This is a genomic window from Rhodothermales bacterium (assembly GCA_041391505.1).
Taxonomy (GTDB): Bacteria; Bacteroidota; Rhodothermia; order Rhodothermales; family JAHQVL01; genus JAWKNW01.
The window spans coordinates 21,299-37,670 of sequence record JAWKNW010000022.1; the positions used below are offsets into that span (position 1 = coordinate 21,299).

The 16,372-nt window shown below is 65.8% G+C and carries 11 protein-coding genes; 4 read left to right on the forward strand and 7 right to left on the reverse strand.

From position 1 onward, the window contains the following. Window positions 1-64 precede the first annotated feature (64 nt). A complete protein-coding gene (locus R2834_18075; GenBank protein MEZ4702247.1) occupies window positions 65-3,394 on the forward strand; it encodes a carboxypeptidase regulatory-like domain-containing protein in 3,330 nt (1,109 codons plus the stop codon). 411 nt (window positions 3,395-3,805) lie between these two features. On the opposite strand, the gene R2834_18080 is transcribed toward R2834_18075, so the two are convergent. The 3 genes from R2834_18080 to cmoA form a co-directional block, all read right to left on the reverse strand. Continuing rightward, window positions 3,806-4,096, reverse strand: coding sequence for a GIY-YIG nuclease family protein (locus R2834_18080; GenBank protein MEZ4702248.1), 291 nt, complete (start codon window positions 4,094-4,096; stop codon window positions 3,806-3,808). A 542-nt stretch (window positions 4,097-4,638) separates the two neighbouring features. After that, a complete protein-coding gene (gene cmoB / locus R2834_18085) occupies window positions 4,639-5,616 on the reverse strand; it encodes a tRNA 5-methoxyuridine(34)/uridine 5-oxyacetic acid(34) synthase CmoB (protein ID MEZ4702249.1) in 978 nt (325 codons plus the stop codon). Beyond that, a complete protein-coding gene (gene cmoA, locus R2834_18090; GenBank protein MEZ4702250.1) occupies window positions 5,613-6,350 on the reverse strand; it encodes a carboxy-S-adenosyl-L-methionine synthase CmoA in 738 nt (245 codons plus the stop codon). The genes cmoB and cmoA overlap by 4 nt, the downstream gene beginning before the upstream one ends. 190 nt (window positions 6,351-6,540) lie before the next feature. Between cmoA and R2834_18095 the strand changes: the two genes are divergently transcribed. Then, a complete protein-coding gene (locus tag R2834_18095; GenBank protein MEZ4702251.1) occupies window positions 6,541-8,163 on the forward strand; it encodes a sodium:solute symporter in 1,623 nt (540 codons plus the stop codon). A 13-nt stretch (window positions 8,164-8,176) separates the two neighbouring features. Here R2834_18095 and R2834_18100 read toward each other — a convergent pair whose 3' ends face one another. Genes R2834_18100 through R2834_18115 form a run of 4 tightly spaced genes read right to left on the reverse strand, consistent with a single transcriptional unit; the run spans window position 8,177 to window position 13,411 of the window. Then, entirely contained in the window at window positions 8,177-9,127 is a 951-nt protein-coding gene (locus tag R2834_18100) for a FecR domain-containing protein (GenBank protein ID MEZ4702252.1), read from the reverse strand. Further along, window positions 9,124-9,648 (reverse strand): RNA polymerase sigma-70 factor, encoded by a 525-nt coding sequence (locus tag R2834_18105; GenBank protein MEZ4702253.1) that lies wholly within the window; start codon window positions 9,646-9,648, stop codon window positions 9,124-9,126. Before R2834_18105 ends, R2834_18100 begins: the two co-directional genes overlap by 4 nt. Continuing rightward, window positions 9,648-10,679 carry a DUF4249 domain-containing protein gene (locus R2834_18110; protein MEZ4702254.1) on the reverse strand — a complete coding sequence of 344 codons (1,032 nt, stop codon included), beginning with the start codon at window positions 10,677-10,679 and terminating at the stop codon, window positions 9,648-9,650. Before R2834_18110 ends, R2834_18105 begins: the two co-directional genes overlap by 1 nt. Further along, entirely contained in the window at window positions 10,679-13,411 is a 2,733-nt protein-coding gene (locus R2834_18115) for a TonB-dependent receptor (GenBank protein MEZ4702255.1), read from the reverse strand. The genes R2834_18110 and R2834_18115 overlap by 1 nt, the downstream gene beginning before the upstream one ends. A 111-nt stretch (window positions 13,412-13,522) precedes the next feature. Here R2834_18115 and R2834_18120 point away from each other — a divergent pair, with 111 nt between their 5' ends. Next, window positions 13,523-15,799 (forward strand): hypothetical protein, encoded by a 2,277-nt coding sequence (locus R2834_18120; GenBank protein MEZ4702256.1) that lies wholly within the window; start codon window positions 13,523-13,525, stop codon window positions 15,797-15,799. 48 nt (window positions 15,800-15,847) lie between these two features. Further along, a complete protein-coding gene (locus R2834_18125) occupies window positions 15,848-16,342 on the forward strand; it encodes a hypothetical protein (GenBank protein ID MEZ4702257.1) in 495 nt (164 codons plus the stop codon). Window positions 16,343-16,372: the final 30 nt, after the last annotated feature.

Consider the following 16,372-nt stretch of genomic DNA (forward strand, 5'->3'; position numbering starts at 1 on the left):
TCTAAAAATCGCCTTTCGACGCCGGCCTATGCCGCGTTCTCATCGGATCAAAACCCACATCGCCATGCGACATCTAGCCCTTGCTCTTCTTTTCCTGGCACTGCTCGGCGGCCGGGAAGCCTCGGCGCAATCCACGCCGTCAATTGACCCCGCACAACGGCAGGAGGCCATGCGCGCCCTGCACGTCATCCGAGCGGAACTTGCCGGCATGCCGGCCGCCAACGACGCCGCCAAACAGGCCGCAGACGACTCGGTAGGCGTCGGCGTCGTCGCCGGCATCGTGCAGGGGCCGGCCGACCCGGCCAGCGCCTGGGTGCTGGTGGTGGCGGCGCGGTTGCTGGACAACCCGACCGCCTGGCAGCTCGTGCCGGTAGACGCGGACGGGGCGTACCGCGCCATGAACCTGTCGCCCGGCGAATATTACCTCATGGCCGGCGCCGACGGATACCAGGCCCAGTTCTTCCGCCAGTCCTACGACCTCTTCAACGCCGAGCAGATTCCCGTAGGGCCCGACCTCGTGATGGAAGGCATCGACTTCTTCCTCGAGCCGCTCCAGGTGGGCTCGGGCGCCATCGAAGGGACCGTCTTCGCCGCCGACGGAGCAACGCCGCTTGCGCGCGCCGAGGTCGTCGTCTATCCGCGCGATCAGCCCTATCGGGGGACGACGGTCACGACCGACGCCGACGGCACGTACCGCATCGACAACCTGTACGCCGGCAACTACATCGTGGAAGCCTGGGCGGCCGGCTATTTTCACCAGTTCTACGACGGCGTCGAGCGCATGGACCTCGCCACCGCCGTGCCCGTTGGATCCGACGCGACGGTCTCGGGCATCGATTTTCGGCTCGAACGCAGCGGGTCCATCTCGGGCACCGTCTCTTCCCCGGACGGCAGCCCCATTCCCAACGCCTCGATCTACGTACAGACCGACTTCACGATGCCGCCGGACTCGATGTATATCGATCCCATTTACTGGGCCGGCACGGACGAGGAGGGACGCTTCACGGTGACCGGCCTGAGTGCCGGCCAGTACCTGGTGCAGGCGCAGGCATACGGCCAGTGGTTCACTGTCTATGCCTGGTATGACGGCGTGACGCGGATCGAGGACGCCACGCCGGTCGCCGTCGAGAACGGACGCGATACGCCCGGCATCGACTTCGAGCTCGACCTCGTGGGCACCACGGGTAGCATCTCCGGCACGGTGACCACCGCCGACGGCGAGCCGGCGCGCGAAGCGTATCTGCGCCTCGAACCGTTCAGCGACGTGCCCATCTACCTCTCCGCCTTCGCCCGCACCGACGAAAACGGCACCTATACGTTCGAGAACATCCCCGTCGGCTCCTATCGCGTAGCGCTCGATTACTGGACCGACGTGTTTTACACGACGATCTGGTATGATCAGGTCTACCGCTGGGAAGAAGCCACGCCGGTCGACGTGCAGGAGAATGAGACGACCGCCGGCATCGACTTCACGCTGCCCCGCGCCGACGGCGTCATCGAGGGGCGAGTCGTGGATCAGGATGGCCATCCGGTCGCGGGCGCCTACGTCTTCTCATCGCCCGGAAGCTACGTCTATCCCATGGATATCGGATTCGGGATGGCCTTCGGGATGACGGACAGCGACGGCCGGTACACCATTCAGCGGCTGATCGATGGCGAATATTATGTCTGGACCTCATCCTGCCTGTTCTGGCAGTGCATCGAACGATGGTGGCCGGACTCGCCGTCGTTCGTGGGCGCGGAACCGGTCGTTTTGAAGGACGGGATGTCCGACCCGGCGGAGGTCGACTTCAAGCTGCCCCTCACCCAGGGCGCGGCGTCGATCTCGGGCACCGTGCACCATGTGGACGGCCGCGCGCTGGCCGGCGCCTACGTGACGGTCTCCTGGGCCAGCGACGCGGCGCGTCCGGACGATCCGGTCTGGTATGCCGAACAGCAAACGCAGACGGACAGCCTGGGCGCCTACCGGTTCGACTACCTCCCGGCTGGCACCTACACCGTCAATGCCTCCTACTGGGAGGAAGGCGGCTATGCGGCGCAATGGTTTGACGGCGCGGACACGCCGGCCGACGCCACGCCGATCGAACTGGCCGACGGCGATGTACGCGACGAGATAAACTTCAAGCTCGACGTGCGTTCGATCTACGGCACGCTGGCCGGCGTCGTCACCTTCGACGACAACACCCCGGCCGGCGGCGCCTATGTCGAGGTATCTCCCTACTACTGGGACTACGCCGCGTGGCCCATAAACCCCGTTCCGTATTACACGCTTACGCTCGACTCGGGCGAGTTCGAGATTGCCGGCCTGCCGAACGGGACGTACTTCGTGAATGTGTTCGCGCAGGGCGGGCGGATGATCGAAAACATCGACCCCGCCGGCGTATCGGGGTACATCGTCGAGATCGTGGGCGGTGAGACGACCCGTGCAGCCCTCGCGCTGATGCGGGTGGAAGAGGGTGAAGGCGCCATCGCCGGGCAGGTCACGACGCAGGACAGCGTCGCCCTCGACTTCGCCATCGTCCAGGCCATGGTGGATGACGACCCGAACCGCATCTTTACGGCGATCGCCGACACGCGGGGCGCCTATGAGTTCGCCGCGCTACCGGAGGGCGAGTACGTCGTCTGGAGCTTCGCCCCATACCATGCCCTCGAATACTTCGACGACACCTACGAGCCGTCCGACGCGACGCGGCTTTCCGTGCGCAACGGCGCGCAGCTTGCCGGCATCGACTTCGACCTGATGCCGGTCTATTACCGCGCATCGCCTGAAGACGATGGCGCGAGCCCGGAAAACAGCAGCTACATTTTCGGCCAGGTGACGGACGCGAGTGGTGACGCGATCGACGGCGCGACGGTTTACGCGCTTAATGCGTCGGGCGATGTGCTGAGTTCCGTCCGCACCCATGCCGACGGGATGTACGAGATCGCCGGCGTTACACCGGGCGCGGGTATCCGCCTCAAGGCCGCGCATCCCGGCTACGCCAGCCGATTCCACGACGGCGCCGCCACCCTCGACGCGGCGGCCAACCTGGAACTGAGCGCGGGGCGCTTCGAGATCAACTTCGCGCTCGTCGCGGGCACCAGCGTGGGGGTTGACCGCGATCCCGAGCTTCCGGCCGGCATCGCGTTGCGAGGCAACTACCCGAACCCGTTCAACCCGGAAACGCAAATCGCCTTCTCGGTCGCCGAGCCGATGACCGTCACCGTCACGATCTACGACGCGCTGGGCCGCCGCGTAACCGAACTATTCCGCGGCGCGGTCTCCGCCGGCGACACGCAACTCCGCTGGGATGCAACCGGCTCCGCCGGCGAGGCCATGCCGAGCGGGATCTACTTCTACCGGATAGAAGCCCAGGGCAGCGCACAGACCGGCACCATGACCCTGCTGCGCTAGCGTTGGCCCCCTCCCGTCATCCCGAGCAGCGCGAGCGCGCAGCGAGCACTTGACAAGGGACCTCCCGGCATGGCAACACGCTGTGCTTCGCCGGGAGGTCCCTCGGGTTTCCGCGCCCCCGTCATCCCGAGCAGCGCGAGCGCGCAGCGAGCGCTTGACGAGGGACCGCCCGGCATGGCAACACGCTGTGCAAGGCCGGGGGGTCCCTCGGGTTTCCGCGATTCCATCGCGGCTCGGGATGACTGGGTTTTTTACCGCACCCCGTCATCCCGAGCAGCGCGAGCGCGCAGCGAGCGCTTGACGAGGGACCGCACGGACTGGCAACACGTGTGAAAGGCTGGGGGGTCCCTCGGAATTCCGCGATTGCATCGCGGCTCGGGATGACGGGGTTTAAGAGGAGGCATCGGTCGCTCAAATCAGGTCCCCCTTTAAATCATTCATGTGGGGGTTTTCCTTCAGTATCAATGCGAGCTTTTTCTCTCGCCGCCATGACTTGATCTGTTTCTCCCGTGCGATGGCTTCACTCGGATTCTCGAATGCCTCGGCGTAGACCAGGTCTGTCGCCCGGTATTTGGATGTAAAAGCACTTCCTTTTCCCGAGAGATGTCTCTGCAGCCGGTATGCCAGATTGTTGGTGATACCGGTGTATAGCACCGTGCGCCGGCGATTGCTCAGGATGTACACATAAAAGCTGCGGGCCATGTCTTTACCAGGGTTTTTGCACCTGCTAGACACAAAAATGACCGCCCGCGTACCGTGTGCATTAAAAATGCGAGGCTTTGCAAGGCCGGGGAGTCCCTCGGATTGCCGCGCCCCGTCATCCCGAGCAGCGCGAGCGGATAGCGAGCGCTTGACGAGGGACCTCCCGGCATGGCAACACGCTGTGCAAGGCCGGGGGGTCCCTCGGATTGCCGCGCCCCGTCATCCCGAGCAGCGCGAGCGGATAGCGAGCGCTTGACGAGGGACCGCACGGCATGGCAACACGCTGTGCAAGGCCGGGAGGTCCCTCGGATCTCCGCGATTTCATCGCGGCTCGGGATGACTGGGTTTTTTACCGCCTCCCGTCATCGCGAGCGGATAGCGAGCGCTTGACGAGGGACCGCCCGGCCTTGAATTCGGTCTGGCGGGACGCTGTGCAAGGCCGGGAGGTCCCTCGGATTTCCGCGATTCCATCGCGACTCGGGATGACTGGGTTTTTTACCGCCTCCCGTCATTGCGAGCGGATAGCGAGCGCTTGACGGGGGTTATGATGGGGTTTCGGCTAGCAGTACGGCGCGGATGGGGGCGGGGTGGCCATCGATGGTTCGCGTCGCGTCGTGGGGATCGAGGGCTTCGGCGAGGGAATCGAAGCGCATCCAGGCTGTGCGGCGTTGCTCTTCGGTGCGCGTCGGGGCGACATCGACTACGCGAACGTGGCGATACCCGCAGCGCCGCAGCCAGCCGGCCAGCGTCTGCGGCGTGGGCAGGAACCAGATGTTGCGCATCCGCGCATACCGGTCCACCGGCACCAGCGTGGCGCCGTTGGGCCCTTCGATGACCAGCGTCTCCAGCACCAGCTCGCCACCCGGCCGCAGCAGCGACTTGAGTTGCAGCAGGTGATCCATGGGCGAGCGGCGGTGGTGCAGGACGCCCATCGAAAACACCGTATCGAACCCGGTCAACCCCGGGGGCAGCTCCTCGATGCCCAGCGGCAGCACGTGAACGGGAGGTTCCGGCGCATACCGCCGCATCGCGGCAAACTGGGCGACAAACACCAGGTACGGATCGATCCCCACGACGAGATCCGCGCCTGCGCCGGCCATCCGCCACGCGTGATACCCGTTGCCGCAGCCGACATCCAGGATGCGCCGCCCCCGCAGCGGCGCGACATGCGGCGCGAGGCGATCCCACTTCCAGTCGGACCTCCACTCGGTGTCGATCCGCACGCCGAACAGGTCGAACGGCCCTTTGCGCCACGGATGCAGTACCTGCAACCCGTCGACGAGGCGGCGCCGGCCTTCGTCGTCCAGATCGTCCGCCCCGCCGATGCGGACGCTCGCCGACGTCAGATCGATCGACGAGGGCCGGGCCCGCGGCAGCGCGTCGAGCGCGGCGATCCAGCCGGCCAGGTCGCCATGCCGCTCTTCCGCCAGGCGCTCTCCGACCTGCGCACGAAGCGTATCCAGCCAGCCGGCCATCGGCGTGGTCATTAGCCGTTCGTAGAGCGGGGCGTAGTCGATCATGGCAGCGCGAGCATCGAGACGAAGTTGAGCGCCTGGTGCCAGACAAAGCTGGCCGAGAACCCGGCGCGCGCGAGGCGTTCCCGGTGCGTGTCGATCGTCTCGGGAATCAGCACCCGCTCCAGCGCGGCGCGTTTCTGGCTGATCTCGAGGTCGCTGTAGCCGTTGGCGCGCTTGAAGTCGTGATGGAGCGCCGTCATGATCTCCTGCTGCCGGGCGTCGGCGAAGGCGACTTTTTCAGAGAGCACCAGCGCGCCGCCGGGCACCATGCCGGCCCGGATGCGCCGCAGCAGCGGCTCCCTCCGATCGAGGGGAATGAACTGCAGGGTGAAGTTCATCACCACCAGCGAGGCCTGTTCGATCGCGACGTCTTCGATGTCGGCGCAGCGCACCTCGACCGGCACCCCGCGCTCCGCCTCGACGGCCTTCCGGCAGCCGGCCGCCATCGACTCGGCGTTATCCACCGCCACGATCCGGCACGCCGCGTGGGCGATGCCCCGGCGCATCGCCAGCGTGGAGGCGCCGAGCGAACATCCGAGGTCGTAGCAGACCGACGCCGGCAGCGCATGACGCCGCGCCAGCAGCGAGAGCATGGACAGGATGCCGGCGTAGCCAGGCACCGAGCGCGCGATCATATCCGGAAAGACGGCCGCGACGGACGCATCGAAGACGAAATCCGGCACCTGCCCGAGAGGGGCGGCGTAGATGCGATCCGGTTCGGACGCGGGCGAAGTCATGTCGATCTTGCGTTGTTTCGGTAAACGTTCGGGCCGGCGACGCCGGGGGATGCTCTACCAATCTTCACCGGCCGTGATCCGCTAAAACGTAGACTTACTGGCTAATAATCTGTAAGATAGAGGCGCTTCAAGCCCCCCTAGCGTTACGAACCGCGCATCCCGATCCACCCGGTGCGCTTCTGAGATCATCATGGAGATCATTAGCACCCTGGACTGGGTGATCATCGCCGCCTACTTCGTGGCCGTGTTCGCCGTGGCCTTTGGCGTAGGCCGCAAAGAGAAGCAAGGCGAACAGACCTCCGCCGGCTACTTCCTCGCCGGTCGCAACGCCGGCTGGTTCGTCATCGGCGCCTCCCTGTTCGCCTCCAACATCGGCGCCGAGCACATCATCGGGCTCGCCGGCACGGGCGCCGCAAGCGGCGTGGCCGTCGGACAGTTTGAGATTCTCGCCTCCATCATCCTCCTGTTGCTCGGCTGGGTTTTCGTCCCCTTCTACCTCAAGAGCGGCGTGTTCACCATGCCCGAGTTTCTGGAGCGCCGGTACGACAAGTGGTCGCGCGGGTACCTCGCCGGCATCTCGATCGTCGGGTATATCCTCACCAAGATCTCGATCACCATCGCCGCCGGCGGCATCGTCTTCGAGGCGCTGATGGGCATCGACATGTGGACCGGCGCCATCCTGATCACACTCTTCACCGGCATCTACACCGTGTTCGGCGGGCTGCGTGCGGTGTTGTATACGGACATGCTGCAGATGTTCGTCCTGATCGGCGGCGCCCTCACCGTCACCGTCGTGGGCCTGAACGAGATCGGCGGCTGGGACAACATGTACGCCGCCGCCGGCACCGGCTTCTTCAGCGTCTGGAAGCCGATGACGGACCCCGACTTCCCCTGGACGGGCATCGTCTTCGGCGCGCCCATCCTCGGCGTCTGGTACTGGTGTACCGACCAGTTCATCGTGCAGCGTGTCCTCTCGGCGCAGAATGTCGACAACGCGCGGCGCGGCACCATCTTCGGCGGCCTGCTGAAGCAGTTGCCCCTGTTCATCTTCGTGGTCCCGGGCATCATCGCCTACGTGCTGGCGCAATCGGGCGAGATCCAGCTGGAGCGTTCCGACGCCGCCCTGCCGACGCTGATCGGCGTCCTCCTCCCCGCCGGCTTGCGGGGTCTGGTCGTGGCCGGCCTGCTCGCCGCCCTGATGAGTTCCCTGTCCTCGGTCTTCAACTCGTGCTCGACGCTCATCGCGTGGGATATCTACAAGAAGTGGAAACCCGAAACGCCGGATCACGCCCTGGTGCGCGTCGGCCAGGTCGCGACGGTGCTGATGGTGATCCTGGGGATGGCGTGGATTCCGTTCATGGGCAAGATCTCGGGGCAGATCTTTGTGTACCTGCAGAGCGTGCAGGGCTATATCGCCCCGCCCATCGCCGCCGTCTTTCTGATGGGGATCCTGTGGAAGCGCGTCAACGCCAGAGGGGCGATGGCGTCGCTGCTGACGGGGTTTGTGCTGGGGATGGGCCGGCTCGTCGCCGAGCTGTCCAAGGATAGCCTCGACGGATTCCTGTTCACCTTCGCGGACATCAACTTCCTCCACTTCGCGGCCTTCCTGTTCGTCATCTGCGTGGCCGTGCTCGTGGGCGTCAGCCTGATGACCGATCCGCCGCCGGCCGACAAGGTGCACGACCTCACCTTCGCCACCGTCGACCACACGACGGCGCTGCCGTCGGACGAAGGCTGGCGCCGGCGCGACCTCGGGTTCACGATGGTGCTCGCCGTCATCGTTATCGCGGTATGGACCTACTTCACGGGCTGAGAGCGGCTGATCGTCAGGGGGTCCTGGTGAGGATGTAGCCGGCCGGTGTCGATTCTACCGCGCAGCCGCTAAACCGGCACAGGTCGTCCAGCACGATCGCCGGCGACGTGGCCTCCGGCAGGAGCAGCGTGATCCGCAGGCTGTCTGCCGCGAGTGGCGGAGTCAGCTCGATCGCCACGCCAAACCGCCGCGCGAGGGCGCCGGTGATCTCCGCCAGCGTGGCGCGGTCGAAGGCGATGCCGCCGGTCCGCCACGCAAACGCCATCGCCGCGTTGAAGGACGCCGGCTCCGACGGCGGCCCCTCGCCAGCGACGCGCGTCGATCGGCCGGGCGTCAGATCCACGGACCCGCCCCCCGACCGCACGCGGACGGCGCCTTCCTCCAGCATCACCTCCGTCATCGCCTCTTCCGCCCCCCACGACGACACGCCGAAGGCAGTGCCCATCACCTCGATTTCGGCGTTGGCGGTCGTCACGGCGAACGGGCGGCCGTCGTGCGTCACGTCGAAATAGGCCTCCCCGTCGAGCGCGACCCGGCGGACGCCGCCGAGCAGGCCGCGCCGGTAGCGCAGCGTCGAGCCGCCGTTGAGTTCGGCCCGGGAGCCGTCGGCCAGGGTGACGCGCAGGCGCTCGCCCGCCGGCGCGACCAGCGTGTGCGGCCGAACAAAGAACCAGAGCGCCAGGAGGACGCAGGCGACGAGCATTACGCTCCAGCCGGCGAGGCGGACGCCGCGACGCCGGGTCGCGGGAGGCCGATCCGCCGGAGACGACGTGCGTTCGAGTTCCTGCCGGAAGCGGGCTGTCGCCGCGGCGACCTGGGCCTCGGAGGGGGGAGGCTCCTCCGCCAGGCTCGCGAGTGCCCAGGCCTGTTCGAGCTCGCCCCGTTCGGCGGGAGCCAGTTCGCGGAGCCAGACGTCCATGTCGGGCGGGATCGAGGCGTCGGGGCGTTCGTCGGTTGCTTTCATGTGCGGAGCAGGTGAGGATCGAACTGGTGCAGGCGGTCGCGCAGATGCTGGAGCGCGAGGCGGATATGGTTTTCCACCGTCTTCTTCGAGACGCCCATGATGCCGGCAATTTCGTCGTAGCTGAGTCCGTAGAACCGGCTGAGCTCGAAGGCCTCGCGCCGGCGTTCCGGCAGCTCGCCGATCCAGCCGCGCATCCGGTCGCCAATGAGTCCGGCGCCGGCGGCCGCGTCGGGCATGGGCGCGTGTCCGTTCGGTTGCATGTCCTTGAGGAGGTCGCGATGAAGGGCCGCGTCGCGGGCCTCGTTCAGCACGAGGTTGCGGACGGCGCGGTAGAGGAGCGAGCGCACCGAGCGCTCGGGGTCGATCGTTTCACGCCGTTTCCAGAGCCGCAGGAAGGCATCCTGCACGGCATCCTCTGCTCCCCCGGCATCGCCCGCGATGCTCCGCGCATAGCGCACGAGATCCGGGTAGTGCTGCGAGAACAGCGCGGTGCAGGCGTCGATATCGAACAGGTTCGGCATCAGGGATGGGAATCGGCCCGGCCGAATTCGCGGTCGAACGAAAAAGGAGTCAGTTCGAGCCGCTCATCAAAAACGGTATGGAAGCCGGCGAACAGACCGAGTCCGTCCCGAACATTGGTAAAGATCGGGACCGGCTCCGAAAACGGGTTGTCGCGCTGCTGATCCTGCAGGTCGCGCGAACGCTCGGCGCGGTAATCCGCCTCCGTGATCGTGTCGACCAGCAGCCGGACGAATCCGGGGGAGCGGGAGCCTTCGTCCCCGGCGAACGAGAGGCCGAACAGATCGGTCGTAAAGAAGCGTACCTGCAGCTCGTACGTCTGTCCATCGAAAAAAGCATCGTCGAACACGATGCGCTCCGTGAGGGGCAGCACGTACTGATCCGATCCGAAACCCAGGTTGGCATCCCGACCGTAGGCGCTTCGGATGTCCTGGTTCACATCGAACTGTGCGGGAAAGAAGCCGGCGCCGTCCGCCGTTTCCACCTGCACGCGCAGCCGGTAATAGGTGCGCGCGTCGCCGGGATCGACGAGGCGGATCCGCATTTCGCCGATGCTCGCTTCGGGGCCGTTCTGATCGAACAGCACGGAATCCTGAAAGGTATGCGAGGCGATGGCCACGGGCGCCGGCACCGCGCTGATGGCCTCGACCGACGCATAGCCTGGCGCAGAGACGCGCAGCGTGTACGGCACGCCGACCTGCGGAGACGGGGCATCGGCAATATAGTAGCCGGCGAAGGACGTTTGAAAAAGCGCGACATACCGGGGCGTGTGGGGAAGCAGCGCAAGGCGGGTATCTCCCTGCCAGATCTCCACGGTCGCGTCCGCAATGGGCTCGATCAGCGCGGAGTCGAGGACCGCCACGCTGTGCGTGACCTGGACGTCCCACGGGCCGCCCGGGGAGAAGGAACCGATGACGACGAGCTGAGGATCGTACGCCGGCAGGTCGATGTCGACGACGGACTCACAGCCGGCGAGCAGGGCAACCGCCGCCGCCAGCGTGGCAAACCGGATGGATAGGGTCGGGCGCTTCATCAGAAGGAAAGACGGTAACTGACGGAAGGAATGATGGGAAACAGGCTCTGTTGCTTGATCTGGGACTTCGTGATCACATTCAACCCGTCGCCCGGACCGCCATCGCCCGCCGCGAGGACGTAGTCGTCGTCGCGATAGTAGAAAAACGGGTTCTGGCGGTTGTAAACATTAAAGACGGAAGCGCTCCAGGCCTGTTTGACGCGACGCTTCTGCCAGGTGTACTCGACCCCGAGGTCGAGGCGATGGTAGGCCCGCATCCGCAGGCCGTTGCGCCGTTCGATGTAGTCGTATTGCGTGTTGTTGTCGATCGAGGCGGAGTTCGGCAATTCGAAGATGCGGATGCCGTCTGCCAGATACCGGGCGGTCGGGAGGGTGATGGCGTTGCCCGAGCCGTAGACCCAGGATCCGGAGAGCCGCCACCGCCTCGTGAGGTCGTGGGCGAGGGTGATGGCGAGGTCGTGCCGGCGGTCGAACTTGTAGGGAAACGTCCGCCCGAAATTCAGCGCCTCGAACGCCCGGTCCGACCAGGCCAGCGTGTAGCCGAGCCATCCCGTGGTGCGCCCCGTTTTTTTCTGCAGGAACCATTCGACACCGTACGAGCGGCCCTCCCCCGACGTAACGTTTTGCTCCCAGCCCTTGCCGACGCCCAGAAAGCTGGCGCCCTCGCGGTATTCGATCAGGTGGGACATCCGCTTGTAGTACGACTCGATGCTGACCTCGTAGCCTCCCCGCATCGTGTGGGCGAGCCCGAGCGCCGTCTGCTGCGAACGCTGGGGGCGCACCAGGGTGGTGGATGGCACCCAGAGATCGGTCGGCAGGCCGAGGCCGGCGTTCGTCAGCAGGTGGAGGTACTGCGTCATGGCCGCGAACGACGCCTTGACCGACCACCGCTCGGCCAGCGAAAACCGGAACGAGAGCCGGGGCTCGACGGACGCGTAACCTCCGTCCTGGACGTCGAACGCCGAAGCGTGCACGCCGGCGTTGACGCTCGCCCGGGGCCCCACGGTCCAGTCGTCCTCGGCATACACCTGAAACTCGCCGGCCGCGACGCGGGGCGCGGCGATCAGGGAGGTGTCGCGCGCGACCTCGCCCACCTGCTGCTCCCTGTACTGCAACGCGCCGGTCAGGTACCGGTGCAGCGTCCCCGAGGCGCCGAAGCGGACATAGTGTGCCGGCGCCGGCTGGTATTCGAAATCGATGCGCGTCGAGACATCCCGCACGCCCGAAGCATATCGCAGCAGCGACCGGTCCGTCACGGTGCTGCCGGCCCGCGTCAGCGCGAGCCGCTCCTCTTCCGAGATCCGGAAATGATAGTCGCTGTGCAACACCAGCACATTGCTGAACAGCCGGTTGCTGAACAGATGATTCCAGCGAAACGTGGCGAGCGTATTTCCCCAGACCAGCCCGCTGTTCGTGACGTCGGTCAGGGTGCCATCCGCCGTGTTCGGCGCGGAGTACTCACTCCGCTGCGTCTGGTGGAAGACGTCGTTCCCGGTATAGAAACTGCCGTACACGCGGTCGCGGCGGGAGAAGGTGTAGTTGACCTTGGCGTTGACGTCATAGAGGTAATAGCGCGGTTGGTCGGTCAGGAGCGACGCCGTGAAGAGGTCGACGAAGCTGCGCCGCGCGGCGACCATGAACGACGAGCGGTTCCTGACCAGCGGCCCTTCCAGCAGCGCATGCGCGCTGACGACGCCCACGGCGAACTGCCCGGAATAGACGCGTTCGTTGCCTTCTTTCATGCTCATCTCGAGCACGGACGACAGCCGGCCCCCGTAGCGCGCCGGAAAGCCGCCTTTGGTCAGTTGCACATTGCGGATCGCATCCGCGTTAAAGACCGACAGAAAGCCGAACAGATGGCTTGCGTTGTAGACCGGCGCCCCGTCGATCAGGATCAGGTTCTGGTCCGGGCTACCGCCGCGGACATACAGGCCGGTGCTGCCCTCGTTGCCCGACTGCACGCCGGGGAGCATCTGGATCGCGCGCATGACGTCTACCTCGCCGAGCAAGGCCGGCATGGACAGGATCTGCTCCACCGGCACCCGGCTGACGCTCATCTGGGTCGTCGTCTCGAGGGCTTCCGAGCGCGCCGCCTCGACGAGCAGGGTGTCAAGCGAGATAGAGGACGGGCTGAGTTCGATGTTGAGTTCGCGATCCGCGGCGAGATCCAGATCGAACGCCACCGGATCGAATCCGAGATACGAAACGACGAGCCGGGCCGGGCCGGCCGGGAGCGTGAGGCTGTAGAACCCGTACGCGTTGCTCGTCGCCCCCACCTTCCGGTCGATATCGAACACGGCCGCGCCGATGAGCGACTCGCCGGAGGCCACGTCGCGGACATAGCCGCTCAGGGTCGATTTACGCACCGGGGTCTTCGACCCCGTGGCGTCCGATTCGGTGGATGCCGGCTTCAGCGTATAGGTCCCGCTGGCGTAGCGTTCGAACGTCAGCCCGGTGCCGTTGAGGATGCAGCGGAGGCCCTCCGCCGCCGGCGCGTTGTCGATGGCGCAGGTTGCCCGTTTGCCGGCCACCAGCTCCGAGGCGAAGATGACGCCGAGGTGCGTCGCGTCCATGAAGGTCGCCAGCGCCTCATCCAGCGGGCGGTCGACGATCCGGAACGTGTAGCGCGCCGGCGCCTCCTGCGCCCGCAGGGGTCTGCCGGCCGTGCCCTGAAGCAGCCCGACGAGCGACAGGATGAAGATGAAATAACGATATCGCCCCGGTACCGGCATGGCCTCTCACGCGATTATTTGGGTGCTTCTTTTTTCCTTACCTATTTTGTGGGCGCTAATACCCGTACCGTGCCCTCCGCCCCTAACGCAGCCCACCCTTTTTTTGACCGCATGAAATACGCTTCATTCCCCGCGTCTCCGCTTCGTCCCGCCGCCGTGTGCGCGCTGCTGTGCGCGCTGCTGGCGACCGCCGGCACGGCCCTCGCCCAGAAAGCCGATTACCTCCGCTACATCGAGGAAGCGGCCGAACAGGGATGGCGCGACTATCCCCAGGCCGTCGCGCGCTGGAAATCCAACATCGACCCCAGTCCGCTCTGGGGGTACAACTCGACGGCCCAGCCGATCTATCTGGCCGATATCCTCGGATTCCTCTACCAGCAGACGGGCGACGAGACCCACGCCCGCCGCGCCGCGCAGCTGCTCGCCGAATACGGCGACCTCCGCGACGCCTATCCCGACGACTACTACCGCACCCGCATCGAATACGGCGACGGCGTCCCCTCGCTGGCCAACTTCTTCTTCCTGCCCCCCTACAGCCGCGCCTATCTGCGCATCAAGGACAGCCCGTCGCTCGACGCCGGCACCCGCCAGAAGATCGAGGAAGACCTCTCCTTCAGCCTCGACTTCCAGTTTTCGTTCCCCGAGTGGGGCGCGCACAACCGGGCGATGCTACGGGCCGAGGGCTGGTACTACGGCTATCTCGCCATGCCGGACCACCCCCACGCGCTCCGGTGGAAACAGATGGCGGACAACATCGCCCGCGACAATCTGTCGCAGTGGGAGATCGAGGACGCCTCGTCCTACAACCCCATCTGGCTCGTGTCGCTGTTTTCCTACGCCGAGATCAGCGGCCACGAGGCCCTGCTGCACGGCCCGATCATGCGCTATTACAACGAATATTTCAAACGCCTCGTGACGCCGGCCGGCACCATCCCCGATTTTGGCGACGCGACGTGGGATCCGTCGTGGGACCGCTATACGGCCGCCTTCGAGTGGTTCGCGTCCCGGTTTGACGACCCCGAATCCAAATGGGCCGCCCAGATGGTCGGGGAACGCTCCATGGCGCGTCCGGGCCGCGGTACGAGCGCCGCATCCCACCTGGCGCTCGCGTACGAATGGGCCGACGAGTCGCTGCGTCCGGTGAAGCCGGATTCGCGCTCCCAGGAAGTGCTCGAAGACATGGTCGGCAAAAAAGTCGTCTTCCGGAACGGCTGGGAGCCGGCGAGCAGCTACCTGCTGCTCAATTACCGGGACGAGGGCGACGGCGGCTTCAACCATCGCGAGTTCCTGCGCAACACCCTGTCGGTGGAAGAGGAGAAGATGCACCACGGCCACGCCGACGAGAACAGCATCAGCCTGCTGATGGACGGCGGCTCCGTGCTGCTGCACGACGGCGGGTACCGGAACGGGCTCCCGAGCGGGCCCTACGGGAGCTACCGGGCCGACTACTTCCATAACCGGGTCGTCGTGCGAAAGGACAAGCGGGACACGCTCCAGGCCGTGCGGGACTATATCCGCAACGCCGGCGCTTACCGCCCGGTGCGGACCATGAAAATCGACTTCCTGACGGGGTCCGAGGCCGACATGAGCCGCACCCGCCTGATCGACGCCACGATGGGCTACGCCTGGGACCGCAGCATCACCTACGTGAAGGACGAGGGCATCTATCTGGTCGTCGATGCGATCAAGAGCACCGTAAACGACTACTTCACGCACACCCAGCTGTGGCACACGCGGCAGGTCCACGCCCGGGGGCCGGGCTGGTACGACACCTCGGTGGACAGCATCCAGGGGACCGCGCTCCCCGCCGGCCGGCGGCTCCTCATCCAGTTTCTCCAGACCGATGCCCGCCAGGACGGCGTCTACGAGGAAGAGCGGCACGGCCAGCAGGAAAAAGCCGTCTACCAGAGCCAGTCGAGCCACTACCGCCCGGGGGATGTCGAAGTATTCGTGACCGCGCTCATCCCGCACGAGGCCGGCGCTTCGCCGGAGGCGCTCTCCCAGCGTATCGAACTGCTGCCCCCGGACTCCCGCGGGCAGGGCGTCGGCATCCGCATCCGCCGGTCGGACGGCCGGGTGTCGACCCTCGGCGTCAAGGTCGACCTCGACGCCGAGGTGGTCTCGGCCAATATCCGCCCCCGCTACACCTGGGAAGCCGGGCGGACGGTTTATGGCCCGTTTGAAACCGATGCGCACTTTTTCTTCGCCACCGAAAGCACCGATGAGGTAAACTTCGCGGCATCGGAATTTCTGAATGTGTACTATAAGAATCGGCCGGTCCAGGAAGCGTTGCCCAACACGCACGGGCTCCAACTGGATGGTCACGAAGCCCGGGTGGGATACGACAAGTGGCGATACTGGGAAGACCGGTTCACCATCCAACCCTGATGGACCCTCGTAGCCGTCCATCGGAAAGCCTTTCGCTGAGAGAAGATTATGCGTCCACTATACCTGTCCGCCATCCTCTTCCTGGCCGGCTGCGCCACGTCGGCGCCTCCGCTGCCCGAAGAACTCGCCGCCGCCATCCCGCCGGGATCCAATACGATCGTCGTCCACTCCGACCTCTCGCTCGACGAGATTTTCGCGGAAGCGCGCCGGCATTTGATCGGCAAGGGGTTCGACTTTGTCCGATACAGCACCGAGATGCATCTGATGGCGACCGACCAGGTCGAGATCGGCCAGAGCACGGCGCTGCGCATCGTGCTGCAGGCCGGCTCGATGGGGGACGCCTCGCAGGTGGAAGCGGCCGGCTTCTGGGCGAATGTGTCCGCCCAATCCATGATGAACAGCGGCCCCGGGTCGACCGGCGAAATGGAGCACTGGGAGCAGGCCGTCTGGCAGGGCTCGGAGCGCGCCACGCTCGCCTTCGGCCAGCTCGCGCTCATCCTCAACGACCTTCCGCACACGCAGGTGCTCTACCTGGTCAAATAAGCGCCTGGCCAAAAAGCCGGTTTTTGTCTA